Raw genomic sequence first — 24,304 nt, forward strand, 5'->3', positions numbered from 1 at the left:
ATCGCCCGGTTCGCGCGGTCAGGCCGGGATGAGTGCATCCCACTGGTCTCGGGTCGGGCCGTCGTGCTGCGGCGAGAAGTCCGGGCGGGCGGCCAGCCAGGCGGTGACGTGTCGGTCCACTTCGTCGGTGCCGTAGGCGTCGTCGGCCGATCGCAGGAGGTGGCGTACCTGGGCACGGGCCCTCATGACGACCGGATCGTCGAAGGCGCAGGCGGCCAGGGCGGCAGCCCGCCGGTCCGAGGATGGTGAGCCGTCGGCGAGGCGTTGCCCGTTGGAACGGTCGGCCGTCACCTGCGCGTCGAACCACGGGCGGAAGGCCTGTGCCGTCCAGGTGTGGTAGCCGGCGGGGTCATCGGCGATCCGGTCGGCATGGGTGGCGATGTACCGGGCGGTGCGCAGTCCGATGGCCGCGCCGTGGCCCGAGGTGGGGTTGGTGTGGATGAGGCTGTCCCCGGCGTTGACCAGGCCGGTGACAACAGGTCCGTCATCGTCGGCGAGCGCGGTCCAGCGGTTGTCCAGGCCGGCCATCGCCAGGACGGCCGACTGCGGTTCGGGGGCCAGGTCGAGCCAGGCGGCGGTTGCGGGGAAGCGGCGCGCGGCGGCCTCGAACACGGCGGGGTCGGTGAGCGCGCCGCGGGTCGGATCACCCGTGGAGAGCACCAGGTTCACCGCGAAGGTGTCGTTGTCGGAGGGGAAGACGCCGGCGAGCGCGAACGGTGCGGCCGAGCCGGTCTTCACCCGCCCGGGGTCACGCGGGCCGTCGGCACGCAGGCGGTACCAGCGGCACAGGTAGGCGATCCCGGCGCGGTGGCTGTCGACCGCGGGCGGGCGGCAGCCCGCCGCTTTCAGCCAGGCGGGGACCGGTGAGCGACGGCCTGACGCGTCGACGACGAGGTCCGCGTGGTGCGTTTCCGCGCCCGCCTGCACGCCGGTGACCCGGGCAGGACGGCCCTCCCCGAGGGTGAGGGCGCGCACCCGGCAGCCGCGCCGCACGTCAACGGTGCGTTCCCGCCGCACGGCTGCGGCCAAGGCGGCCTCCAGCACGATGCGGCGGGTGCGCAGGGTCACCAGATCCTCATCGCCGGCCCGATGCGGGGGATGTTCACCGAACCAGTCGAACTCGTGGTACTCCCGGGCTCCGCGTGCCAGCAGGTCCGCGTAGACGTCAGGGGTCTCGGTACGCAGCACGGTGCGCACGGGTGCGAGGAGCGAGTGGGGCTGGACGGCCTGCGGAACCCGGGGCCTGTCCCAGTGGAAGAAGTCCCGGTTCAGGTCCTCGCCCGACTCCCGCACGTCCTGCTCGAACACTGTGACCGTGTGCCCCCGCCGGCCGAGCATGAGCGCCGTCCCCAGCCCGCTGATACCCCCGCCGATCACCGCAACCCGCGCCAATGAGCTCCCCTTCGCGTCGTGTTGCGGAACGAGTCTACTGCTTGGTGATCTCCGGCCCGGGGCGCGGGGGCGTACGGGTGGGCGGGGTCGTGGCTACGCCTCGACGTCGACCATGACCCAGTCGCTGATCTCCCGCCACTGGGTGATCGCGTCCTGGTGGAAGGGGTGGACGAGGTAGCGGTCGACCGCCTCCATGTCGTCCAGGACTCCTTCGACGAGGAAGTCGTAGGCGATGGAGCGGTCCGAGATGTTGCGCCCGTGGCGCCATTCGTTGAGTTCGGGCACCTCGTCGCCGACCTTGGCCGCGGTGCGTTCTGCCGCCTGGGCGCGCGGGTCGGTCCAGTCGATGCCCGATTTGAATTTGAAGAGCACGACGTGGCGTATCACAGTGGTTCTCCCTCGGATCGGGTCATGCGTGAGCGGTGTCGGTGTCGGTGTCCCGGGCCGGGCCATCGGCGGGGACGGCGCCGCGGCAGAGCTTGAGGACGCTCATGGCGATGGGTGTTCCCGTGGGGCCGAGGCCGTCCTGGTAGCGGCTCAGCACCTTCGCCTCGCGGGCCAGAACCGTTCGCGGCCCGCCTGAGCTGATGCGGCTCCTCTGGATGCGGTCCGATATGCGGGCGCGCTGGGTGAGCAGTTCGATGATGCGCGCGTCGAGACCGTCGATCGCCCGGCGGTCGCCTTCGATGCGGTCCTTGGTGCGGTCTTTGATGCGGTCCTTGACGTTGGTGTCGTTGTCCATGGGTGAGGTCCTTCCGAGGGCGGTCCGGGTGGGTTCACCGTCCGGCCGGCGGTGGGTCGGTGCTTCAGTGGTGTGTGTTCCGCGTGTGGGTGCGGCCGAAGTCGGCGATGCGGGCCACGGCTTCCCGGAGCCGGTCCTCCGGTGCCAGCAGGCTCACCCGTACGTATCCCTCGCCGTGCTCGCCGAACCAGCGGCCGGGAGCCACCGCCACCTTGGCCCGGTGGAGCAGTTCGTCGGCGTACGCGGCGGAGCTCGCGCCCTCGGGCAGGGGCACCCAGGCGAAGATCGAGCGGGGTGTGTCGAGCTGCAGGCCCGCTTCCCGCAGTCCGGCGACGAGCACGTCCCTGCGGCGTTCGTAGATCCGCGAGAGCTCGTGGACGCAGTCCTGGGGACCGGTCAGCGCCGTGACGGCCGCGCGCTGGATGAACGGCGGGAGCGAGACGTAGTAGTGCTCCTGTATGAGGTTGATGGCGGCGATGACGTCGCGGTTGCCGACGACGGCGCCGATCCGCCAGCCGGCCATGTTGTACATCTTCGACAGCGAGATGAACTCGACCCCGACGTCCTTGGCTCCGGCCGTCTCCAGGAACGAGACCGGGGTGTCGCCGCCCAGGCCGAGCGCCCCGTAGGCGAAGTCGGATGCCACGATGACCTCGTGCTCGGCCGCGAACCGCACGGTGCGCTCGTAGAACTCCGGCGGGGCCGTCGCCGAGGTCGGGTTGTTGGGGTAGTTCAGGAACATCAGCTTGGCCGCGTCGGCCACGGCCGGGTCGAGTGCCCCGTAGTCGGGGAGGAAGCCGTTGGCCTTGAGGAGCGGCAGGGGGTGCATGCGTGCCCTGGCGAGGACCACCCCCGCCCAGTAGTCCGGGAAGGCAGGGTCCGGCATCAGGCACACGTCGCCCGGGTTCAGGAAGCACTGGCTGATCTCCACCAGGCCGGCCTTCGCGCCGAAGAGGATCGCGACCTCGGTCTCGGGGTCCAGGTCGACCCGGTGGTTCGCCGCGTACCACCGGGCGATGGCGGCCTTGAGTTCGAGCAGGCCGGAGAAGGCCGGGTAGCGGTGGGTGGCGGGGTCGAGCGCCGCCCGGCGCAGCGCCTCGACGATGTGCGGCGGGGTGGGGAGGTCGGGGTTGCCCTGGCACAGGTTGACGACGTCCTCGCCGGCTTCGACGAGCCGGGCGATGCCGCTCGCCATCGTGGCGAAGGAGCTTCTGGGCAGGTCCAGGAGCCGGCGTGCGGGTTCAGTTCTCATGGGCCACCGCCTGCTTCGCCCCGGCGTGCGGGGCGGCCGGGGCGCCTTCGGGGGTTGTCGCCGGCTTGGCGCTGCGGAGCCGGGCCCATCCGCTGAGGGCGAAGGCGACCAGGGTGACGGCGGCGCAGACCCAGCCCACGGCGGAGAACCCGTACGCGGTGAACAGCGGGCCGAGCAACGCCGCCCCGAGGGCGACCGCGAGGTTGGTCGCCAGGCTGTAGAAGGCGAGGATGGTCCCGCGGTACTTCTGCGAGGTCTCGCTCAGGAGCGTGCTGAGCAGTGTGACGACCAGGCTCTGCATCGCGCCCCAGAGGAACAGGAAGACCACCAGCAGCGGCGTCCAGCGGCTGACCAGGGGGATGACCGCCAGGGCGGGGACCAGGCCGGCCAGCAGCCCGATGAGGACGCGCTCCTTGCCGAGCCTGTCGGCCCACCTTCCGGTGACGAAGCTCGTCGCGAAGCCCAGGCCGTACAGAAGGATCATGATGCCGGTCATGGGGCTTTCGTCGCCGAACCGGTACTGCAGGGCGGTGCCGAGGTAGGTGTACATCCCGTAGAAGCCGAGCATGTTCAGGAAGGTCGCCAGCACGTACAGGGCCACCTTGGGCGCCAGGAAGGCCCGGGCCGCCGACCGTACCCACGCGTCCGAGGATGCCGCGGCGGCGTCCTCCGCCGGCTGCCCGTCGTCCTCGCGGTCGGGACGGCTGCCGCTCTTGGTGAACAGCATCACGCAGGTCACGAAGACGCCCAGGACCGACAGCAGCCCGAAGGTCCACCGCCAGCCCGCCCATTGCCCGATCAGGGAGCCCATCGGCACGCCCACCACCAGCGAGATCGACCAGCTCGACACCAGGATGCCCATGGCCTTGCCCCGGTGCCGGTACGGAATCTGGTCGCCGACGAAGGCGTAGGCCGTGGGGACGAAGGCACCCGTTGCGAGGCCGGCCAGGGCCCGTCCCGTGAAGAACACCCCGGGCCCGGTGGCGAACGCGCACATCAGCGTGCCCAGGACGAACGCGCCCATGCCGATCGTCAGGCTGAGACGACGCGAGAAGCGGTCGCCGAGCGGGGCGAAGAGCAGGGCGCCGACCGCCGTGGCGATGCCGTAGGTGCTGACCGACAGGGCCATCACGGCCACCGACGTGTCGAACGACCCGGACATGTCCACGAGCAGCGGGGAGACCACCAGCTCCTCCGAGCCGACCGCGAAGATGCCCGCCATCAGTGCGAGGACCGTCAGCAGGGGGAACCCGGCCGTGTGCTGCTCGCCTCTCAATCGGTCCGACACTCCAACCAACCTTTCCTTTCGTTGCCACCGGGAGAACTGCCGGGAACCGGTCCCGGCCGGGGGCTGCTAGATGGCGGTGTAGCCGCCGTCGACGGTGAGCGCGGCGCCGGTGATGAACGACGACTTCTCCGAGGCGAGGAAGAGGATCGCGTTCGCCACGTCTTCGGGCGTTCCCAGGCGGCCGATCGGGTTCAGCTTCGCCTTCTCCTCCTTGACCGACGCGTCGTGGCCGATGGACGTGTCGGTCATGGGCGTGTCGATGATGCTGGGACAGACGCAGTTCGCCCGGATGTTGTACTGCGCGTAGTCGACGGCCAGCGACTTCGTCAGCATCATGACGCCGCCCTTGGTGGCGTTGTACGCGGCGATTCCGGGCCATGCCACCAGCCCGCTGACGGAGCAGACGTTCACGATGACCCCGCTGTTCGCTTCGACCATCGTGCGCAGCGCGTGCTTCGAGCACAGGAACATGCTCTTCAGGTTGGTGTCGACCAGCCGGTCCCACTCCTGCTCGGACATCTCGTGCAGGGGCGTGGATATCTCGATGCCCGCGTTGTTGACGAGGACGTCGACCGTGCCGAACGTCTCGGCCGCGGTGGCGATGAGGTGCCGGCAGTCCGCCTCACGGGTGAGGTCCGTCCTGACGAAGACCGCGTCGTGTCCGTCGCGCGTCAGGTCGGCCACCACGGCGGTGCCGGACTTCTCGTCGATGTCCGCGACGACGACCTTTGCCGCCTGCCGGGCGAATTCGATCGCGGTCTGCTTCCCGATGCCGGACGCGGCGCCGGTGACCACGACCACAGTGTCCTTGAACACGGACTCGTCTCCTCCTGCGCGTTCTGCGCGTTCTATACGCATGTCAGTTGTCCGCCGTCGACCGAGATCTGCTGCCCCGTGAGGTACGAGGCTTCCTCGGACGCCAGGAATCCGATGAGGGCGGCGACCTCTTCGGCGCTCCCCGGCCTGGCCATGGGGATGTTCTGCCGCAACCGGTCCTCCGCCTCGTCCGGCGCTATTCCGCCGGCTCGGCTGAGGTGCTCCACGGCACGGTCGTAGCGCTGCGTCCGGATGGTCCCCGGGTGCACGCAGTTCACCGTCACGTTGTCCTTGGCGTACTGGCTCGCCAGGTACTTGCCGGCGTTCGACACGGCCGCGTTGACCAGGCCCGAGAGGAACATGCCGGCGGCCGGTTCCCGTCCGATGTTTCCGACGATGTTGACGATCCGCCCGAATCCGTTGCGGGCCATCACCGGAGCCACGGACTTGATCAGGTCCAGATACGGCACGAGCTTCCGCTCCATCGCGGAGGTCACGTCGCCGGGATCGATGCTGTCGAACGATCCGGGGGGCGGGCCGGGTGCATTGTTGATCAGTACGTCGATCCTGCCGAATCGCCGCTCGACTTCGGCCACCAGGTCGGCACGGAACGCTCGCGAGGTGATGTCCCCCGGAATCACGATCGTGTCCTGCCCGCCGCCGGATTCCTGTGCGACGTCCTCCAGCGCGCTCCGCGTACGCGCGCACAGGACCGTCGCATATCCCTTGGCGTGGAGGTGCAGTGCTGTGGCCCGCCCGATTCCCTGGCTCGCCCCCAGGACGATGGCTACCCGCGTCACGGGCTTTCCTGCTCCTTCTCCTGCTTGGGGACCCGGTGGTACCGGGGCGGGATGAAGATGTTGAGGGAACGCGCCATGGCGGCGTGTGGATTCTCGGCGCTGTGCCCCTCCTGGCTCGCACAGAAGTAGGTGCCGCCGAACCGGAGCTCGTGGCTGGTTTCTTCCACCGTCATGTCGTAGCGCCCCTCCAGGCATATCCCGATCTGCTCGTGGGAATGCTTGTGATAGGGCATCTGGCCACCGCCGGGAATGTCGGCCACCATCAGCTCGATCCAGTCGGCGAGGAAGAACGTGACGTCCATCTTGACGAACTTGCGGGACTCCAGCGGTTCGAGAAAATATCCGCTCGGCGCGGGATATTTCTCGCCCGGCTTGCTGCGCGTGATTTCGAGCAGGACGGTTTCCTCCGAGGAGGAGTTCACGGCGGAGAGCCCGACGTGGGGCGGGACGACGTAGACGTCGTGCTCGGGCTGCATCACCTTCGTCACCCCGTCGACGGTCACGGTGAGTTCGCCGCGCACGACCATGCCGACCTGCGCTTCCGTACGGGACTCGTCGACCGCCGCCACACCGGGAGGGATGAAGGCGACCCGGACCACCGTGTCGTCGCGCCGGTAGGACTCGTGGCGGACACCGTTGTCATGGAGCACGACGTCGGGGGCCGGGAAGTAGAGCCGTTCGTCCGTCTGTGTGGTCATCGGTCCGCCTTTCGCGAGAACACGGTCCACGTCATGGGGATCCGCGAGAACTTGTAGACGAATTTCAGGTTGTGCTGCCGTGCCGCCTGCGCGTTCGTGATGGCGATGTCGTAGCGCCCGTCGGCGACGTCGCGGGCGGCCTGGCTCGTCGAGTTCGAGGTGGCCACGTGCACGGTCCGGTCGAAGTGGTAGCGCAGCAGCGGGACCGGCGCCGGGTGGGACACGACGGTCTCCCTGAAGAGCATGTCCTCGTCGAAGTCGAAGTCGGACCGGGTGGCCAGGCCGTATTCGGGGGTGTTCCCGCGGAACACGATCGCCGGTTCGAGCCGGGGGTTCATGTAGAAGGCGTTGATCCTCGGGTACGCATGGGCGACCAGCGCGAGATCGACCTGTCCTTCCGAGAGGGCTTCCATGCACCCTTCGTACGTGTCCTTCAGGACGATCCGAAGAGAACCCCGGTCGCCCAGGCTGTGGGACATCGACTGGGCGATGTACTCGCTGCTGGTCCCTCTCGGACCCAGCGTCCCGAGCTTTACGGACTTCTCCGGGTCGGCGGGTATGAGCGCGTCAAGCGCCCGCCTTTCCATTTCGGGTAATTGCAATATCTCCACGTTTTACTCCTCTCCGAGGCTACGCTTGCGGGCGCCCCGATTCCGGCGGCGATTCCATGGAATACACGACGGCCCGGACGACCGGCCGGGAAAGTCAGCGATCCAACCCATTTCGCGTCCCACCGCACGGGAAAGACGCCGCGGGAAAGTCCGGCAGGCACATGCTTTTCTCCCTGCCCCAGGGTTGATCTTGGTGGGACATGAACATACATGGGGCAATGGACCACTTCAAGACACTCCTGGACTTGTCTCAAAACATACCCATTGCAGGTCTAGACCTTTGCTTTACTTCTGTCCGGCAGGCAAAGTTACGGCTCTGTTTCCAACCAATGAAGACTCGCCGCTCGACAATGGGCCGACTGTTGTCCGCGCCCCGCAGAACCGCCTCGCGGAACCCGCGCCGACATCCCAGCCCTTGAGACGCGCCGCGGCTCCCAACCAATTCGCCGGCCCGCCGCAGCAGATTCGCCGCTCCCGGGCAAAGGGGCCGGGCGGCGTTTTTCGGTCGCGCCGGACCCGTCAGTGCAACGCGGTCACAGCTGCCGGACCAGCACGGCGTGACCGTCGCGGGCCGCGCCGCCGAAGAACGCCACGAGACCGCCGTAGAGGTGTCGCGCCCACTCCGGCGTCCGGCCCGACCCGGTCCGTGGTGTGGGCGAACCCGCCGGTCGGGACCGTCCCGGCCGGCCGGTGCAGGTGCGCGCGGGCATCCGGCCCGAGGCACAGGGCGCGGCCCAGGGCGTCGAGGACTCTCCCAGCTGGTTGTCGGTCATGTCCCCCAGGCTAGGCCGCCGGTGCGGCGGCCCGCCTGGGTGCGGTACACCCTGGCAGCACACGCCCTGGCCGGGGCTCGCCGGCCTGCTCAGGCTCGGTCGGGCGGGGCGGACGGAACCGGCCCCGCGGACCCCCCGTCCCAGCCGTACGGGCAGAGCCCCGCCTCGACGGGTTCCTGTGGATCGGCGTGCGCGGCCGGCCGGTCGTACGGCAGCCCGGCCAACTCCAGCGCCGCCACGCCGACCCGGTCGGCGGTCAGGTAGTGGTAGTCGCCGTCTTCCGGATCCGGGCAGCCGACCGGCTCCTCGCCGCGGCTCACGTCCACGGGGAACCCGGCGCGCCGCAGCAGCAGTTCGAGGAGGGGCCGGGCCGTGTACGAGCACCCCCTGGGCCGGCGGCGAAGGGCGCAGCGCGCCCTTCTCCGCACATCGGCCAACGGTCGGACGATCCTCAGGAACCGGCCCGGGAGGCCGTCGCGGTGAGCAGCCAGCCCGTGCTGCGCAGTCGCAGGGCGCCGTCGGCCTCGAAGGGTTCCAGCGCTTCGGTCAGTCGGGCTCCGGCCCGGTCGCCGACGCCGGGGGCGGCCCGGTCCACGAGGTGGCGGCCGGGTCCGGAGTCGAGCAGGAACGCCGCCGCATCCGCTGCGTCGCGGCCCCAGTTCCCGTACGCCGTCACGTGCGTGGCGCGGACGTCGCGCAGTCCGGCTCCGCTCAGCAGTGCGGCCGCCGCGCCGGGGGCGGAGAGGGAGAACATGCCGGGCCCGCCGGGCCTGCCGAAGCCCTCCAGCGGGAGGAGGTCGCCGAGGGCGGTCAGGGCGGTCAGCCACTCGTTGCCCTCGGGCTCGGCGGCGCAGAGCAGGGCCACGCGGCCGCCGGGGCGCAGGGCGGCGGCGATGTTCGCGAACGCGGCGGCGGGGTCGGCGAAGAACATGATGCCGAAGCGGCTGACGGCCAGGTCGTAGGCGCCGGGGTCGAGGCGGTGGACCTGGGCGTCGCCGTGCTCGAAGCGCACGTTGCCGAGCCCGTCGTCGGCGGCGCTCGCCCGGGCGCGTTCCAGCATGGGGCCGGAGAGGTCGAGGCCCAGGGCGTGGCCGCCGGGTGCGGCCGCGCGGGCGGCCTGCCGGGTCGTGGAACCGGCCCCACAGCCGATGTCGAGGACTTTCTCGCCGGGGGCGATGGCCGCGGCGTCGAACAAGGGGGCGTCGAAGCCGGCGTTGACGGCGTCCCAGCGGTGCTGGTGGGCGGCCCAGTGGGCCCCCTCGTAGCTGTTCCAGGCCTGGGCCTGACCGGTGTTCGCGATGCCGTGCATGGATGGGACCTCCTGCGAAGGGGAGTGCGAAGCCAACCGCCCACACTTAGAATGGGCGCACGCCCAAACAGTATGGGCGTCTGCCCATACTCGCAATCCCCTTTCCTCCGGGAGGACTTGGTGTCACCACGTGGAGTGGCCATCCCCGATCTGCGCGAGCGGCTCTTCGACGCCGCCGAACGCGTCCTGGCCCGGGACGGGGCAGCGGCCCTGACCAGCAGGGCGATCACGGCCGAGGCGGACTGCGCGAAGGGGGTACTGCACACCCACTTCGCCGGGCTGGACGAGTTCGTGGCGGAGCTGGTCCTGGACCGCTTCACCCGGTCCGCCGCCCTGGCGGCGGCGCTGCCGGCGAAGGCGGGCAGCGGCTCGGTGGCCGGCAACCTGATGGAGCTGGCCACGGCAGTGCTGTCCCTCGACCCGGGGGTCGTCGGGCTGGCCGTGACACGGCCGGCTGCCGCACAGCGGATCCGCGATGCATGGGCCGCAGGCGCGCCCGGCTTCGACGTGGTCCAGGCCTCGACGCAGGCCTACCTCGACGCCGAGCAGCGCCTCGGACGCGTCGCACCCGGCGCGGACACCGGCGCGGTCGCCCTCGCCCTGGTGGGCACCCTGCACCACCTGCTGATGACGGGCCGCCCGGGCACCCCGCCCCCGCAGGACCAGGTGGAGCGACTGGTCCACACCCTGACCGGCCCGTCCTGACCGGCCCGTCCTGACCCGGCCCGTCCTGAACGCACGCCCGGGGGCTCGGGAGCAGCCCCCGGGCAGGCAGGCACGGTGGGATCGCCCCGCCCCCGCGCCTGCCGGAAGCGACCGGGCGGCGCGCCGTCCCTTGCCCGCCTCCGCCGAGCTGCGGCGCGCCCCGGCCCCGGCACGCCCGACGTGACGCAGGTCACGGGAACGCGGCCGGGGCTGCCGGACAGCCGACAGGAGTGACGACAGACATGCGAACCCGGGTGCGGTCCGGGGATCCGGACGCCTATGCGGAGCTGTTCGAGAGATACGCCCGCACCCTCTACAACCATGCCTTCCGGATGACCGGGGACTGGGCCGTCGCGGAGGACGTCATGTCGGCGGCCTTCCTGGAGGCGTGGCGGCTGCGCGGCACGGTCGACCCCGCCGGCGGATCGCTCCGGCCCTGGCTGCTGGGCATCACCACCAACCTCGCCCGCAACCACTGTCGCAGCAACCGGCGCTACCGGGCCGTTGCCGCTGCCGCCGCGGCGGCCGCCGGCACCGCATCCGTGCCCGACCACGCCGACGAACTGGCCGGCCGGCTGGACGACCGGCAGCAGATCGCGGCCGTGCTGGCCCAGTTGAGTGCGCTGCGCGGACCCGAGCGCGAAGTCCTCCTGCTGTGCGTGTGCGAGGGCCTGGAGTACGCCGACGCCGCCCGGGTCCTCGGCATCCCGGTCGGAACCGTCCGCTCCCGGCTGTCCCGGGCCCGCACGAAGCTGCGCAAACACGCCGAAGCGGAACTGAAGAGAAACAGGCGGGAACGCGCGGCCCGGTCCCGACAGACATATGACGACCGCGCGAAGCCGGTCCGGTCCGCACAGGAAGGTATCCGATGAACGCCGACGCTTCCCGCCCGCACCCGGCCGGCCGGGAGGAGAACCCGCTCCTCCCGCCGTTCGCCGAACGGGAACTGCCCGCGGGCCGCCACCAGTTCCACAAGGAGCGCCTGATGGCCCAGATCCACGAAGACCTCCGAGCCGCCGACGCAGGTGCCGGAGCCCGAGCCGGCTCGGGCTCCGGCACCATCGCCGCCCCGGCCCGTACCGCCGGGTCGCGCAACCCGTTCCTGCGCCGTGCGGTCCTCGTGCCCGTCGCGGCCTTCGCCCTGGCCGGCACGCTCGCCGGCGGCTTCCTCGCGTACTCGGACCGGAGGGCCGCCGACGGACCCGGCTCCACGGCCGTCGCCACCGGTCCGGTGCTGACCACCCGGATCGGCGCCGCCGACCCCCAGGGCACGCCGCAGCTCCTGGACCGCATCTCCCTCGCCGCCTCCTCCGCCTCCGCCTCCGTCTCCGGCAGCCCGGCGGTGCGCGCGGACCAGTTCCTCTACATCGGAAGCAAGACGGCCACCACCTATGTGAAGACCGTCGGCAACAAGCACACCCTGGTCAGCGAAAAGCTGCACATGCGCCACCAGTGGAACTCCCCCGACGGCACCAAGGGCTGGCTGATCGAGCCCGGCAACACCGGAACGGAAGGGGTGACCCTGGAGGGTCCCGACGAGAAGGGCCAGACCCCGACGCCGCACCTCAACGCGCCCAGCCACACCTACCTCACCGGGCTGCCCACCGACCCCGACGCGCTGCTGCAGCGCATTCACCGGGAGACCGAGGGCCGCGGCAACAGCCCCGACCAGCAGGCCTTCACCACGATCGGCGACCTCCTGCGCGGCAGCCACCCGCCGGCCGAGCTGACGGCCGCGCTCTACAAGGCCGCGGCGAAGATCCCCGGCGTGGTGACGGTGGACGACGCGGTCGACGCCGCCGGCCGCCACGGCCTCGCCGTCGCCCGCCTGGACGAGCACTCCGGTCGGCGCGAGGAGTGGATCTTCGACCGGCAGACCCTGGCATTCCTCGGCGAACGCACCGTCCAGGTGCAGGGCGAGTCCGGCGAGCAGGGCCTGATCAAGCCCGGCACGGTCGTGTTCACCAGCGCCGTGATGACCCGGGCGGTCGTCGACCGGATCAAGGAGACGCCGGCCACGACCGGCTGACCGCCGTGCCGGGCACGGAGCCCGGTCCGGGCCCCTGACCTGCGGTGGTCGATCCGGCACCGGCAGGCCGGGCCGGGCCGGGCCGGGCCGGGGCGGGGCGGGGCGGGGCGGGGCGGGGCGGGGCGGGGCGTGATCAGCTGCCGGTGAGGATGGTGACCACCTCGGCCGGGGAGAGCGCGGCGCCCGCCGTCTCCTCCTCCCGGTAGCGGTCGGGGCCCAGCACTGCGCGGGTGCCGTCCGGGATCGCGCCGACGGCTGCCTGCTCCGGGACCGAGCGCGGGTGGCCCGCGCGCCAGGCGGTGGCCGCCGCAAGGGCCCGTACGGCCTCTGCGGCACGGCCGGCCCGGGCCAGCAGCACGGCCGCGGTGTCGGTGAGCGAGGCCAGGACGCGCTCCGCGCAGTGCGCGGCGACGGCGGCGGCCAGGGCCGGGCCGATGGCGGCGAGGCCCGCCTCCGGGCCGGCTTCGCGTGCGATCAGCACGGCGTCGACGTTGTCGAGGCCGGCGATGAGCTGTGGGGGCGCCGAGAATCTCTCGGACGCGGCCCGGGCGGTCTCGTGCTCGGTGCGGGCCCGCCCGAGGTCCCCGCGGACGAGGGAGAGGAGGCTCGACAGCATTCCGGCGTAGGCCCGGACGTCGTACACCCCGCCGTAGCGGTCGACTTCACGGGCCGCCTCCGCCAGCAGCTGCCCGGCGCCGGCGAAGTCCCCCGAGCAGAGGGCGGTCTCGGCGATGCGCGCAAGGGTGAAGGGCGCCTCCGTGTGGGCCCCGACCTCGCGGGCGAGGCGCAGGCACTCCTCGTACTCGGCGCGGGCCAGGTCGTACCGGCCGCGGGAGAGCGCGACCTCGCCGGCGGCGCTCGCCACCTGGGCGCGGATCCAGCGGTCGCCGACCCGGTGTGCGATCTCGTGGAGTTCGGCGAGGTCGGCGTCGACGGTGGACAGGCCGCCGGTGAGGTCGATGGCCAGGTGGGTGCGGAGCAGGAGGGCGACGCCCAGTTCCCAGTCGCCGCCGTGGCGGCGGCAGTTGCCGACCGTCTCGTCGAGCCCCTCGCGCAGGTCGAGCACGTTGCCGCTGAGGAGGGTGGTCATCGGCCAGAGCATGCCGGGGAAGCGGGCCGGCTCGGGGCCCTCGGCCCGGAAGGCCTGCCGGATGCTGCCGACGAGGGCGATGTTCCCGGGGGTGCGGAACTCGTCGGGCGCCTGGCCTTCGGCGAGCAGGAAGAGGTGGAGCATCCGCAGGCGCATCGAGCGCCAGTACCCGGGAGTGCCCTCGGGCGGCTCGGTGGGGAGGGCCGCCAGGACCCGGCCGGCCCATTCGGCGCCCTCGGTGCGGTAGTTGCGCAGCCACCAGAACCAGCCGAGGGCGAGGGCGAACCGCTCGCCGGTGTCGGTGGTGCCGGTGTCGGTGGTGCCGGTGGTGCCGGTGTCGGTGGTGCCGATTCCGGTTCCGGTGGTGTGCTGGAGGGCTGCGCGGAGGTTGTCGAGCTCGGTCTCGATACGCCGGATCCAGCGGAGCTGGGCGGCGCCGCGCAGGAGGGGCTCGGCCTCCTCGGCGAGGGCCAGGAAGTGCGCGGCGTGGCGGGCTGCGGTGGCGTGGCGGTCGGAGGCGTGCGCGGCCGCGCGTTCGGCGGCGTACTCGCGGATCGTCTCAAGCATGCGGTAGCGCATGCCGTGGCCGTCGGGGTCGGGGTCGGGAGTGGCAACGACAAGGGACTTGTCGACGAGAGAGCCGAGGAGGCCGGCGACGTCCAGGGCATCGCCGCCGTCGCCGTCTCCGTCTCCGTCGATACAGACGGCCTCGGCGGCCGGGAGGTCGCAGCCGCCGACGAAGACGGAGAGGCGGCGCAGGACGGTGCGTTCGTCGTCGTCGAGCAGGTCCCAGGACCAGTCGACGACCGCGCGCAGGGTCTGCTGGCGGGGCAGGGCGGTACGGGCGCCGCTGGTCAGGAGGCGGAAGCGGTCGTCGAGGCGGTCGGCGATCTGGCGCGGGGTGAGCAGCCGCAGCCTGGCCGCGGCCAGCTCGATGGCGAGCGGGAGCCCGTCGAGGCGGTCGCAGATCTCGGTGACGGCGGCGGGGTCCCCGTCGCGGGTGAAGCCGGGCTGGACGGCGGCGGCGCGGTCGGCGAAGAGACGGTGGGAGGGGTCGGACGGAAGGGGGTCCACGGGGCGGACTGTTTCGCCGGGCACCCCGAGGAGTTCGCGGCTGGTGGCCAGGATCCGGATTCCGGGGCAGTGGGTGAGGAGGAGCTCGGCGAGTTCGGCGGCTGCGCCGATGACGTGCTCGCAGTTGTCGAGGACGATCAGCAGGCGGCGGTCGGCGCACAGTTCGACGAGCCGGGCGGCGGGGTCGTCGTCGGCGGCGGTCTTCTCGCGGGCCACCAGGGTGTTCTCGCGCAGACCGAGGGCGCTGAGAACGGCTCCGGGAACGGCGCCGGGGTGGTCGAGGCGGGCGAGTTCGACCAGCCAGGCGGGCTCCGGATGGGCGGCGGCCGCCTGCTCGGCGAGACGGGTCTTCCCGGAGCCGCCCGGTCCGGTGAGGGTGACGAGGCGGAGCCGGGCCAGGTCGGCTTGGAGGGAGGCGAGCTCCGGCTCCCGTCCGACGAACGAGTTCAGGCGCGGCCGCAGATTCCCGCGCCCCGGCCCGCCCCCGGCGGTACCGGGATGCCCACTGGCCGAGGTCCCGGAGACCGGGAGCCCGACGGCCGGGGTCCCAACGGCCGGAGTGCCCACCGCCGGAGTGCCCACAGCCGACGTGCCGACAGGCGAGATCCCCACGGCCGAGGTGCCGACGGCCGAAGTCCCCACAGCCGGGATACCGACGGCCGGAGTCCCCACCGGCGAAGTCCCCACAGCCGGGGTGGCGGCGGCCGGGGTGGCGGTCGGGCGTAGCAGTTCGGCGTGCAGTGAGGCGAGTTCGGGGCCCGGGTCGGTGCCGAGGGCGTCGGCGAGGGTGCGGCGCGTGCGCTCGTATGCGGCGAGGGCGTCGGCGCGCCGGCCGGCCGCCCGCAGGGCGCGCAGTTGCTGGGCGCGCAGGGTCTCGTCGTACGGGCTTCCCTGGATCAGCACCTCGATGTCGGGCAGCAGTCCCGCCGGATCGGCGTGGCCCGAGCGCAGGTCGGCTTCGATCCGGTCGCGCTGTGCGGCGGCGCGGTACGCCTCCGGGGCGGCGGCGTGGTCGCCGCGGGCGGGCTCGGGGAGGTCGGCGAGGGCCGGGCCGCGCCAGAGGGCGAGGGCCGAGCGGAGGGTTGCGGCGGCGCGGGCGGGGTCGGCGGGGGCCGAGGTGAGCCGGGCGCGGCCTTCGCGGGCGAGCCGGGTGAAGCGGTGCAGGTCGACGTCGTCGCGGTCGGCGACGGCGAGGCGGTAGCCGCCGGCCGGGTCGGCCAGGACGGTGTCCCGTCCTCCGAGGGCCCGGCGGAGCCGGGCGACGAGCGCCTGGAGGGCGGCCGGCGCGTCCTGGGGCGGGCCGTCGCCCCAGATGTCGTCGACGAGGTCGGCCACGGAGGCGGCGGCCGGCCCGCCGGCCCGGAGCGCGAGCGCGGCGAGGAGCGCGCGCAGGCGGGCGCCGCCGATGGGGAGGGGAGCGCCGGTCTCGTCGCGCGCTTCGGTGACGCCGAGTATGAAGTACTGCACCAGCCAATTCTGCCGTGCCGCACAACCGGAATCGCCGCATTTTCCGCCGCGGGCCCCACCCCCCGCACAGCAGGTGCGACCCGGTGGGCCTGAACCCGGTCCGGTACCCGACCACCGCCTTCGCCGCCCCCGGCCCGGCTGCGGGCCGTCGACGAAGCCCTGCGCGAGCAGCGCGCGAGGACCGGCACTCGCCGACGCCCTGTTGGGGCTGACCTCCACCGTGGTGGATCTCCGGGTCCGCCGCCGCGGGGACGAGCCGCCTGGGCGGGCCGCCTGGGCGAGCCGCTGGTCCGGGCGGCCTGCCCCGGGCCCGCCTTGGGCAGGCCCGGGTCAGGGGTGCCCGCGCGGAAGCCGGCCGCCCTGCCGCTACCGGGCCCGTAGCGCGGCCAGCCGCTGTTCGAACGGCACCACCGCGAAGCCGTCCGCCGGGTCCACCGACGTGATCGCCCCCGTCAGTGAGCGGGGTGCGATCGCGGCGGCGGTGTCGACGTCCGGGGTGGCTTCCCGGGCGGCGTATCCGGCGGCGGGCGCCATGAAGCGCGCGAGTTCCGCTCCGGCGCGGGCGATCCGCTGCGCCAGCCCCTCCTCGCCCCAGTCCTCCGAGGCCGCGTAGACGGCGGTCGGCAGGGCGAGCGCGCGCAGGTAGGTGAACAGCGGGCGCAGAGCGTGTTCGGTGACCAGGGAGTGCCGGTCCGTGCCGCCGGTCGCGCCGAGGAGCACCGGCTTGCCGGTGAGGGCGTCCTTGTCGATGACGTCGAAGAAGGACTTGAACAGGCCGCTGTACGAAGCCGCGAACACCGGCGTCACGGCGATCAGGCCGTCCGCGGCCGCCACCGCATCGAGTGCGGCGGCCAGTCGGGCGGGCGGGAACCCGGTGACGAAGTGCTGGGCGATCTCCGTCGCCAGGTCCCTCAGTTCGATCACTTCGGGTTCGGCGTCGACGTGGCCCAGTGTCGCGGCCGTGAGCCGGTCGGCGAGGAGGCGGGTGGAGGAGGGCGAGCTCAGTCCCGCCGATACGACGACGAGCTTCATGCCTGGGCCTCCTGCCGGGTGGTGGTGGTGGTGGTGTCCTGGGCCGCCGCCACGCGGGCCCGGTGCGTCGGTGCGTCGGGCACGCCGACCGGGCGCAGGTTCGCGAACTCCTTGCGCAGCACCGGCACGACCTCTTCGCCGAGCAGGTCGAGCTGCTCCAGGACGGTCTTCAGGGGCAGGCCCGCGTGGTCCATCAGGAACAGCTGGCGCTGGTAGTCGCCCGCGTAGTCCCGGAAGGACAGGGTCCGCTCGATGACCTGCTGCGGCGAGCCGACGGTCAGCGGCGTCTGGGAGGTGAACTCCTCCAGGGACGGGCCGTGGCCGTACACGGGCGCGTTGTCGAAGTACGGGCGGAACTCGCGGACCGCGTCCTGCGAGTTCCTGCGCATGAACACCTGGCCGCCGAGCCCGACGATGGCCTGCTCGGGGGTGCCGTGGCCGTAGTGGGCGTAGCGCTGCCGGTACAGGTTCACCATCTGCTTGGTGTGGGAGGCCGGCCAGAAGATGTTGTTGTGGAAGAAGCCGTCGCCGTAGTACGCGGCCTGCTCGGCGATCTCCGGCGAGCGGATGGAGCCGTGCCACACGAAGGGCGCGACGCCGTCGAGCGGGCGCGGGGTCGAGGTGAAGGACTGCAGCGGCGTACGGAACTTGCCCTTCCAGGAGACGACGTCCTCGTCCCACAGGCGGCGCAGCAGCGCGTAGTTCTCGATGGCGAGGTCGATGCCGTCGCGGATGTCCTTGCCGAACCAGGGGTAGACCGGACCGGTGTTGCCGCGGCCCATCATCAGGTCGACGCGGCCGTCCGCGACGTGCTGGAGCATCGCGAAGTCCTCGGCGATCTTCACCGGGTCGTTCGTGGTGATCAGCGTCGTCGACGTGGACAGGATCAGGTTCTCGGTGCGTGCGGCGATGTAGCCGAGCATCGTCGTCGGCGAGGAGGGGACGAACGGCGGGTTGTGGTGCTCACCGGTCGCGAAGACGTCGAGGCCGACCTCCTCGGCCTTCTGTGCGATCGCGAGCATCGCCTTGATCCGCTCGTGCTCGCCGGGCACGCGTCCGGTCGTCGGATCGGCCGTGACGTCACCGACGGTGAAGATCCCGAACTGCATGACTCCCCTTCCAAGGTTGTTTACGATTCAACTATACCCGGGAACGAGGGGTGCCTCCGAGGTATTCCCGCCTGCAGCGGCGCGAGGGCGGACCGCGGCCGACGCCCGGGGCGGCCGCGGCGTCCCACACCGGCGGGCGATGCCCCCGAGACGGCGGCCCCGGCCGCTCCCTCACCTTCAAGACAGTGACCTACCAGCCCCTGGCCGGCAGAAACACACCTCCGCCCGCGGTCTGTCACCTTCACGCCCCGCCGACAGCCGCAGCGGGGGTGGATCAGTGCGGGGGCTCGGGACGGCGGAAGGGCCTGCGCCGCCGCCCGGGCTGATTCAGCCGCGGAGAGCACGGCTCGCGCCGGCACACCGCACGCGAGGGCGGGCCGGAAGCCGCGAGCGTGCCGGAAGCCGCGAGCGTGTCGGAAACCGCGAGCGTGTCGGACGCGGCCGACTCCGCCGGAGCCGGGGCGGCGGCCGGCAACCTGCTGCGCCGAGTGGTGACCACCGCGGCAACGCCGCTCATCATGCCGCCCACGGCAGAAACAGCCGCCACGGACACACTCGCCCACTCGGCCCCCGCATCAGAAGCCCCAGCGGTTGACATGCCCGCCGCGTCCACCGCCGCAGGCGGAGGCGGCGCTGCCCCATCCTCGCCCGGATCCGCCGAGGCATCCGGCTCGGTCGTGGCCGAGTGCTGACTGTCGGCTACCGAAAGCGTCGGTTCAGATGCGGGCGAGGCGCTGGGCGCGGATCCGGACAGCGCGTAGAACGCGGAAACGGCGATGATCAACGCCGCCAGCCCCAGGCCGACAACCGCGCCCGCCCACAGCCACCGCACACGCTCCGGCACGGTGGTGCCCGTCGGGGCGCCGGCCTGGGCCGCGAGGGTGGCAGCATCTCGGTTCCTGCTGGACATGGGGGTGGCTCCTGGTTCGGGGGCGGCGGGCGGACGCCGCACGGCCTTCCTCCGCCGGCCCGTGTGACTCCATTGCGCCCGGGACAGCCCTGCCGGTCACGGCACGAAATCTCGCGGCTTGACACCGCAGCCGGAAGCCGGTCCCCGTACTGCTCAGCCTCCGCCCAGGTCCGTGGCGTACGCCGCCTCCCGGACCTCCCGATCCGGGTGGCGGCGGAGTTCGACGACGGCGGCGCGGCAGGTGTCGGGCCAGTTCTGGCGGGCTCCGAGGACCGTGGCGAGGCCGACGGCGAGGAGGCCCTCCACGAGACCGCCGCCGCTGCCCAGGGCCCGGACCGCAGCGAGGGCGGCCGCGAGGTCGGCGAGCGGTTTGCCGTACCGGTGTGCTCCTTCCAGGTTTTCGGCCACCCGGACCGCGAGGACGGGGCGGCCCTCGACCGCAGCGGTCAGCTCGCGGAGCGAGAGCAGCAGTTCGGGCTCGGCGGCCTCCAGGTCGACCGCCCGCACGAGGAGGGCGGTGCGGGTGGCGGTGAGGGCCGGTTCGGCCGCCAGCCGCCGGGCCAGGGCCGCGCACATGCGGTGGTCGTGGATCGACGAGCCGATGAGGGACTCCAGGCGACGGCGGGCCGGGAGGTCCCCACCGCGCCCGCCGCCCTCCGGTTCACCGGCCGCGACGAGCGCCAGGAGCCGGTCCACGACGTCGCGCAGAAGGCTGCCGGGCTCCACGCCGCCGAGGGGGTGGGGCAGTTCGGACTGGGACAGCCCCGTCAGCACGTAGCCCGCCCGCGAGACGCTCAGCGGGGAGGCGAGGTCGGTGTAGACGTCCGCCAGCGCCCTGCCGACCGCGGGCGTGTACTGCGCCCAGTCACGGAGGCTGAACAGGGCCTGTTCCGCCACCTGTTGCTCGGCGGTGAAGGGCAGCCGGGCGACGATCTCCGCGAACCGGGGCCGGTCGGCCGGGGCCAGATCGGCCGGGTTCGCGTCCAGGAGGACGCCCAGGGCGGCGTGCGATCCGCCGCCGGCCGCCGACTCCAGCAGCGCCCACATCTCCTCGGCCGGCAGCAGCGCCGTGGCCAGGCCGACGACGGTGGCGTGCACGTCCGGATGGATGCCCGGGGTGCGGGCCACGGTGGACAGGAGCGCGGTGGCGGCGCCCCGGCGCAGGTGCCGGACGGCGAGGCGGGCGGCCGCCTTGCGGACGGTGACCTTCACCCCGCTCTCGCGGGTCAGGACGTCACGGAGCAGGGCCGCCACCCGGCTCGGCCGGGCGTGGGCGGCGGCGCGGGAGGCGGCGGACCAGGCGGCCGCGGCCCGGTCGTCGCCGGCGTGGTCGAGCAGGGCGTCGAGAGCCGAGGCCGGGTCGTCCGTGTGGGCGGCCGCGTCGAGAGCGGCTGCCGCCAGGACGGGTTCGGCATGGCCGGCCGAGGCCGTGTACTGCTGGAGCAGGGCCCGCCCGTGCTCCGGCACCGGGGCCACCGCGCGGAGCAGCGCGGCGCGTTCGTCAAGGCCCCGGCCGGGGTCGGCGACGGCGGCCGCGGCCAGCCGGACCGCGGCCTGCTGCTGCCGGGGCAGCCACCGGTCGGCGTACCGGAAGGGGGGCAGCGGCCGGGGAGTGCCGGCCACGGGGAACCGGCCGCCCGGGGGCGGGGTCGCGGGCAGCGCACGGTCCAGCAGGTCGGTGCGTTCCGCGGCGAGTACGGCCAGCACCGGCGGCAGGAAGACCGCGGAGGGCTCCCGCGCCAGCAGCTCGGCCGCGCGGTCGCCGCGGGTCGCGGGGTCGGCCAGCCAGGCCGCGGCGACCTCGCCGAAGGCCCCGTCCGGGCAGGTGCGCAGGGCCTGTTCGAGGCGGTCCTGGAGCTCCGGGATCCGGTACGCGCGGTGTCCGCAGGACGTGACCAGCGCGAGCAGGGGCGTGACGTCCCCGCGGGCGGCGGCCCGGTCCAGCCACGGGCCGAGTGCGTCGAGCACGGCGCGTATACCGCCGCCGCGCAGCAGTGTGCCCGGAGGGCCGAGGTCCACCGTGCCGGTGTGGGCGGTCAGCGCCTCCACGATGCGTACGGCGGTCCGCAGGGCGGCGGCGGGACGGTCGACGCCGACGGCCGCGTCCGCGCCGGCAGGTGCGTCCGTGGCGGCCGTGCCAGCGGCCGCGGGCCCTGCCGCGGCGGCGGGCCCTGCCGCGACCGCGGCGGCGAGCAGGGTCGCGGCCAGGGTCCGGATCGTGTCCCGGGTCCCGGGCGAGCAGTCCCGGGCCCGCAGGGCGTCCAGGCACAGCCGTTCCAGGGATTCCGCCCCGGTGCGGCCCGCGGTGGGCGCGGTGGGCGCGTCGGCCCCGAGGGCCGCCACGAGGAGCGGTGCCGGCAGGTCGGCGAAGGCCGACAGGGCCTCCCCGCGTACGGGATCGCGCTCGTTCGCCAGCCGGCCGGCGGCCAGCGCGAGGACCTCCGCGACCTCCTCCGGGTCGCGGGTGCGGCCGGCGTTGGCGGCCAGCCGGTCCCAGATCGTCCCGCGGTCCTCGGCATCACCGGTGGCGAGGGCGGCCAGGAGTTCGGGGCGGGCCTCGGCGGGCGGCAGGAGGGCGAGCGGGCCCCAGAGCTCCCAGTCCGTGCAGCGTTCGGCGCGGAGTGCCTCGACCTGGGCACGGGCCCGGGCGTGCCGCTCGGCGACCGGCAGCAGGGCGAGCGCCTCTCCGCGTAGATGGAGGTTCCAGCGGGGATCGCCCGCGGCGACGACGGCGTCCAGGAAGCCGGGCCGGCGCGCCGGTGGCAGCGACCGCAGCAGCAGGGTGAAGGCGTTCCGGTGGATCCACCTGGCCGCGAGCCCGGGCAGGGACGGCGGATCTGCCGCCGCCAGCTGCCTCATGACCGCCCGGCCCGGCGTCCGTTCCCACCGCGCGGCCGCCCGGTCGGGGTCGGCGAGCCAGCGCGCGACGCGCTCGGCGTCCAGCGCGACGAGGTCGCCCAGCCGGTCGTGCACCGGAACGGGCAGGTTGCCGGGGCCGTACCGCTCCAGCAGGTCCAGCACACGCCCCGGCGCGGCGGGCAGGGCGGCGGCGATTCCGGTGCCGTGCCGCCCCCACCAGCCGTCGCGCAACCGCTCGGGCAGGTCGCCGAGTTCCCGTTCCGCGTGGTCGAGGACGGCGCCGGGATGGCGGACGGCCAGCGTGCTCCAGTCCTCGAACGCGAGCGCCCCGGCGAGTTCGGGCAGCAGCCGCGCGGTGAACTCCGGCGAGCAGCCCGTCAGCAGGCGGGCCGCGTCCCGGTCGCCGTACTCGGCGCTCACCCGGGGGACCAGCCGCTCGGCGAGTTCGGGCCGACGTCCGTCGCGCAGCAGCCGTGCGAGGTCGGCGCGTACGACGGCGGGCGCATCGTCGTACGCGGCCTCGACGGCGGCGTCCGGGACGGGCAGTCGGCGGGCGCCGCGCAGCGCGTACCGGCGGACCACCGGGTCGGGGTCGGCGAGCCGGGCCGCCAGGTGCCCGAGTTCCCCGGCGGTCAGGGCCGCCAGCGCGGCGAGGCGGCGCTCGTACGGGCCGAGGGCGTCCAGGGCGGTGAGCAGGGGCCGTAGTGCGCCTCGGGCGGCGAGCCGGTGGGCCGTGACGGCCGTGTACCGGAGTCGGGCGGAGTGCGGCAGGGGTTCGAGGGCGGCGAGCAGCTCGTCGGCGGTGGAGATCATCGCGGGCATTGTGCCCGACGGTGCGAGCGTGTCCCCACCGATTATCGGAGCCGTGCCCTTTCGCCGGGTCGCGCCGAGGTCTGGGAGCGCTCTCAGATGGCGGGGGCAGCGTCTATTCTGGTCGTCTTGGGTCCGGCGGTGCGGCGTTGGCCGTGGATGGGGACGGGAGTGGCTGCCTTGTCGGAGCAGACGGCGGGATCGTCGCGCCCTACGCTGGAAGCCGTCGCCGCGCGGGCCGGCGTGTCCCGGGCGACGGTCTCACGGGTCGTCAACGGCGGTGCGGGCGTGCGTCGGGCCGTGGCGGACAAGGTGCGCGAGGCGGTGCAGGAGTTGGGCTACGTGCCGAACCGTGCGGCCCGTTCGCTGGTCACGCGGAGGCACGGCGCGGTCGCCGTGATCATCGCGGAGCCGGAGTTCCGGATCTTTTCCGACCCGTTCTTCGAGAAGCAGGTGCGCGGGATCAGCCGGGAACTGACCGCTCACGACACGCAGCTGGTGCTGCTCTGGGTGGAGGGCCTCGGCGACCACGAGCGGATCGCGCGCTATCTGGACGGGGGGCACGTGGACGGGGCGCTGGCCTTCTCCCTGCACAGCGACGACCGGCTGCCCGCGCTGATCGCCCGGAGCAGGGTCCCCGTGGTGTTCGGGGGCAGGCCGGCCACGGGGGCGGGGCCGGCGGTGCCGTTCGTCGACTGCGACAACCGCGGCGGCGCCCGGGAAGCCGTACGGCACCTGGTGTCCCTGGGGCGCCGCCGTATCGCGCACATCGCAGGCCCGCGCACGCAGACGTCCGCGCTGGACCGGATCGCCGGCTACCACGACGTGCTGGCCGACGCCGCCGACCCGGAGCTGCTGTGCCAGGGCGACTTCACCCTGGAGAGCGGGGCCCGTGCGATAGCCGGGCTGCTGGACCGGCGGCCGGACCTCGACGCCGTCTTCGCCGCCAACGACCTGATGGCCGCGGGCGCACTGCGTACCCTGCGGGAACGCGGGATCCGGGTGCCGCAGGACGTCGCGGTGGTCGGCTTCGACGACATGGACTCGGTGGTCCGGGATGCCGAGCCGGCGCTCACCACGGTACGCCAGGACATCGAGGGCATGGGCCGGCTCATGGTCCGCCTGCTGATGCGCGAGCTGGACGGTGCCGGGACACCCGACGCAGCATCGGCGCCGACATCGGCACCGGCACCGGCACCGGCACCGGCACCGGCACCGGCATCGGCATCGGCATCGGCATCGGCATCGGTGATCACGCCGACGAGTCTGGTCCGGCGCGTATCGGCATGACGCCGCAAGCAGCCGCGGGACCTGCCTGCGCCCGCACCCTCCGCCGGTGAGGTCGTAGCCGACCCGGGCCTGCCAGCCGAGACCGACCGCCGTGCCGGCGTCCACCGCAAAACGGAACGCGGTCGCGCCGCCGACCCGGAGCTTCCCAAACTTGTGACTCCTCCCCCTCGTGAACGAGGGGGCTTCTCGCTATGCCTGGTTGGCGTCGCGACGGACCAGCCCGGCCCGTAGAACGTTCAGAGCGCCCA

The 24,304-nt window shown here is 73.2% G+C and carries 21 protein-coding genes; 4 read left to right on the forward strand and 17 right to left on the reverse strand.

Features of this window, described 5'->3' with window-relative positions; translation table 11 throughout:
* Positions 1 to 18: 18 nt before the first annotated feature.
* The 12 genes from ACIQUT_RS38960 to ACIQUT_RS39015 form a co-directional block, all read right to left on the reverse strand.
* Positions 19 to 1,392, reverse strand: coding sequence for an FAD-dependent oxidoreductase (locus ACIQUT_RS38960; protein WP_403570320.1), 1,374 nt, complete (start codon positions 1,390 to 1,392; stop codon positions 19 to 21).
* A 93-nt stretch (positions 1,393 to 1,485) separates the two neighbouring features.
* Positions 1,486 to 1,779, reverse strand: a complete 294-nt coding sequence (locus tag ACIQUT_RS38965; protein ID WP_403570322.1) for a Dabb family protein — start codon at positions 1,777 to 1,779, stop codon at positions 1,486 to 1,488.
* 22 nt (positions 1,780 to 1,801) lie between these two features.
* A complete protein-coding gene (locus tag ACIQUT_RS38970) occupies positions 1,802 to 2,134 on the reverse strand; it encodes a chorismate mutase (protein ID WP_403570324.1) in 333 nt (110 codons plus the stop codon).
* 64 nt (positions 2,135 to 2,198) lie between these two features.
* Positions 2,199 to 3,386, reverse strand: coding sequence for an aminotransferase class I/II-fold pyridoxal phosphate-dependent enzyme (locus ACIQUT_RS38975; protein ID WP_403570325.1), 1,188 nt, complete (start codon positions 3,384 to 3,386; stop codon positions 2,199 to 2,201).
* Complete coding sequence (locus tag ACIQUT_RS38980) at positions 3,376 to 4,662, reverse strand: MFS transporter (RefSeq protein WP_403570327.1); 1,287 nt, start codon at positions 4,660 to 4,662, stop codon at positions 3,376 to 3,378. The genes ACIQUT_RS38975 and ACIQUT_RS38980 overlap by 11 nt, the downstream gene beginning before the upstream one ends.
* A gap of 78 nt (positions 4,663 to 4,740) precedes the next feature.
* Positions 4,741 to 5,490, reverse strand: coding sequence for an SDR family NAD(P)-dependent oxidoreductase (locus ACIQUT_RS38985; protein WP_403570329.1), 750 nt, complete (start codon positions 5,488 to 5,490; stop codon positions 4,741 to 4,743).
* A 32-nt stretch (positions 5,491 to 5,522) separates the two neighbouring features.
* A complete protein-coding gene (locus tag ACIQUT_RS38990; protein WP_403570330.1) occupies positions 5,523 to 6,290 on the reverse strand; it encodes an SDR family oxidoreductase in 768 nt (255 codons plus the stop codon).
* Positions 6,287 to 6,988, reverse strand: coding sequence for a cupin domain-containing protein (locus ACIQUT_RS38995; protein ID WP_403570332.1), 702 nt, complete (start codon positions 6,986 to 6,988; stop codon positions 6,287 to 6,289). Before ACIQUT_RS38995 ends, ACIQUT_RS38990 begins: the two co-directional genes overlap by 4 nt.
* Complete coding sequence (locus ACIQUT_RS39000; RefSeq protein WP_403570334.1) at positions 6,985 to 7,575, reverse strand: hypothetical protein; 591 nt, start codon at positions 7,573 to 7,575, stop codon at positions 6,985 to 6,987. The genes ACIQUT_RS38995 and ACIQUT_RS39000 overlap by 4 nt, the downstream gene beginning before the upstream one ends.
* Before the next feature lie 557 nt (positions 7,576 to 8,132).
* Positions 8,133 to 8,372: a hypothetical protein gene (locus ACIQUT_RS39005; RefSeq protein WP_403570336.1), complete on the reverse strand. Its 240-nt coding sequence runs from the start codon at positions 8,370 to 8,372 to the stop codon at positions 8,133 to 8,135.
* Between the two features lie 89 nt (positions 8,373 to 8,461).
* A complete protein-coding gene (locus ACIQUT_RS39010) occupies positions 8,462 to 8,800 on the reverse strand; it encodes a DUF1877 family protein (RefSeq protein WP_403570356.1) in 339 nt (112 codons plus the stop codon).
* 23 nt (positions 8,801 to 8,823) lie between these two features.
* The gene (locus ACIQUT_RS39015; protein WP_403570337.1) at positions 8,824 to 9,681 is read right to left on the reverse strand and encodes a class I SAM-dependent methyltransferase; all 858 of its coding nucleotides are present in this window, start codon (positions 9,679 to 9,681) and stop codon (positions 8,824 to 8,826) included.
* A 120-nt stretch (positions 9,682 to 9,801) separates the two neighbouring features.
* On the opposite strand from ACIQUT_RS39015, the gene ACIQUT_RS39020 reads away from it, so the two are divergent.
* From ACIQUT_RS39020 to ACIQUT_RS39030, 3 genes are all read left to right on the forward strand, one after another.
* Positions 9,802 to 10,386, forward strand: coding sequence for a TetR/AcrR family transcriptional regulator (locus ACIQUT_RS39020; RefSeq protein WP_403570339.1), 585 nt, complete (start codon positions 9,802 to 9,804; stop codon positions 10,384 to 10,386).
* 242 nt (positions 10,387 to 10,628) lie between these two features.
* Complete coding sequence (locus ACIQUT_RS39025; protein ID WP_403570341.1) at positions 10,629 to 11,258, forward strand: RNA polymerase sigma factor; 630 nt, start codon at positions 10,629 to 10,631, stop codon at positions 11,256 to 11,258.
* Positions 11,255 to 12,415 (forward strand): CU044_5270 family protein, encoded by a 1,161-nt coding sequence (locus ACIQUT_RS39030; protein ID WP_403570343.1) that lies wholly within the window; start codon positions 11,255 to 11,257, stop codon positions 12,413 to 12,415. The genes ACIQUT_RS39025 and ACIQUT_RS39030 overlap by 4 nt, the downstream gene beginning before the upstream one ends.
* Positions 12,416 to 12,548: 133 nt before the next feature.
* Here ACIQUT_RS39030 and ACIQUT_RS39035 read toward each other — a convergent pair whose 3' ends face one another.
* From ACIQUT_RS39035 to ACIQUT_RS39055, 5 genes are all read right to left on the reverse strand, one after another.
* Entirely contained in the window at positions 12,549 to 16,046 is a 3,498-nt protein-coding gene (locus ACIQUT_RS39035) for an AfsR/SARP family transcriptional regulator (RefSeq protein WP_403570344.1), read from the reverse strand.
* A gap of 366 nt (positions 16,047 to 16,412) precedes the next feature.
* Positions 16,413 to 17,078: a CE1759 family FMN reductase gene (locus ACIQUT_RS39040; RefSeq protein WP_403570346.1), complete on the reverse strand. Its 666-nt coding sequence runs from the start codon at positions 17,076 to 17,078 to the stop codon at positions 16,413 to 16,415.
* On the reverse strand, positions 17,075 to 18,187 hold the full coding sequence (locus tag ACIQUT_RS39045) for an LLM class flavin-dependent oxidoreductase (RefSeq protein ID WP_403570348.1): 1,113 nt from the start codon (positions 18,185 to 18,187) through the stop codon (positions 17,075 to 17,077). The genes ACIQUT_RS39040 and ACIQUT_RS39045 overlap by 4 nt, the downstream gene beginning before the upstream one ends.
* 274 nt (positions 18,188 to 18,461) lie before the next feature.
* Positions 18,462 to 19,097, reverse strand: coding sequence for a hypothetical protein (locus tag ACIQUT_RS39050; protein WP_403570350.1), 636 nt, complete (start codon positions 19,095 to 19,097; stop codon positions 18,462 to 18,464).
* Positions 19,098 to 19,250: 153 nt separating this feature from the next.
* Positions 19,251 to 22,769, reverse strand: a complete 3,519-nt coding sequence (locus ACIQUT_RS39055; RefSeq protein ID WP_403570351.1) for a hypothetical protein — start codon at positions 22,767 to 22,769, stop codon at positions 19,251 to 19,253.
* A 177-nt stretch (positions 22,770 to 22,946) separates the two neighbouring features.
* Between ACIQUT_RS39055 and ACIQUT_RS39060 the strand changes: the two genes are divergently transcribed.
* The gene (locus ACIQUT_RS39060) at positions 22,947 to 24,056 is read left to right on the forward strand and encodes a LacI family DNA-binding transcriptional regulator (RefSeq protein WP_403570353.1); all 1,110 of its coding nucleotides are present in this window, start codon (positions 22,947 to 22,949) and stop codon (positions 24,054 to 24,056) included.
* Positions 24,057 to 24,304 lie beyond the last annotated feature (248 nt).

It is taken from the genome of Streptomyces sp. NPDC090445 (genome assembly GCF_044769385.1).
GTDB lineage: Bacteria > Actinomycetota > Actinomycetes > Streptomycetales > Streptomycetaceae > Streptomyces.

Bases quoted from the DNA above. Each gene is read 5' to 3' on its own strand.
- ACIQUT_RS39000 (WP_403570334.1), bottom strand. From the start codon at position 7,575: ATGGAAAGGCGGGCGCTTGACGCGCTCATACCCGCCGACCCGGAGAAG.
- ACIQUT_RS39030 (WP_403570343.1), top strand. From the start codon at position 11,255: ATGAACGCCGACGCTTCCCGCCCGCACCCGGCCGGCCGGGAGGAGAAC.
- ACIQUT_RS39015 (WP_403570337.1), bottom strand. From the start codon at position 9,681: ATGCACGGCATCGCGAACACCGGTCAGGCCCAGGCCTGGAACAGCTAC.
- ACIQUT_RS38995 (WP_403570332.1), bottom strand. From the start codon at position 6,988: ATGACCACACAGACGGACGAACGGCTCTACTTCCCGGCCCCCGACGTC.
- ACIQUT_RS38975 (WP_403570325.1), bottom strand. From the start codon at position 3,386: ATGAGAACTGAACCCGCACGCCGGCTCCTGGACCTGCCCAGAAGCTCC.
- ACIQUT_RS39005 (WP_403570336.1), bottom strand. From the start codon at position 8,372: ATGACCGACAACCAGCTGGGAGAGTCCTCGACGCCCTGGGCCGCGCCC.
- ACIQUT_RS39055 (WP_403570351.1), bottom strand. From the start codon at position 22,769: ATGATCTCCACCGCCGACGAGCTGCTCGCCGCCCTCGAACCCCTGCCG.
- ACIQUT_RS39040 (WP_403570346.1), bottom strand. From the start codon at position 17,078: ATGAAGCTCGTCGTCGTATCGGCGGGACTGAGCTCGCCCTCCTCCACC.
- ACIQUT_RS39050 (WP_403570350.1), bottom strand. From the start codon at position 19,097: ATGTCCAGCAGGAACCGAGATGCTGCCACCCTCGCGGCCCAGGCCGGC.
- ACIQUT_RS39045 (WP_403570348.1), bottom strand. From the start codon at position 18,187: ATGCAGTTCGGGATCTTCACCGTCGGTGACGTCACGGCCGATCCGACG.
- ACIQUT_RS39025 (WP_403570341.1), top strand. From the start codon at position 10,629: ATGCGAACCCGGGTGCGGTCCGGGGATCCGGACGCCTATGCGGAGCTG.
- ACIQUT_RS38970 (WP_403570324.1), bottom strand. From the start codon at position 2,134: ATGGACAACGACACCAACGTCAAGGACCGCATCAAAGACCGCACCAAG.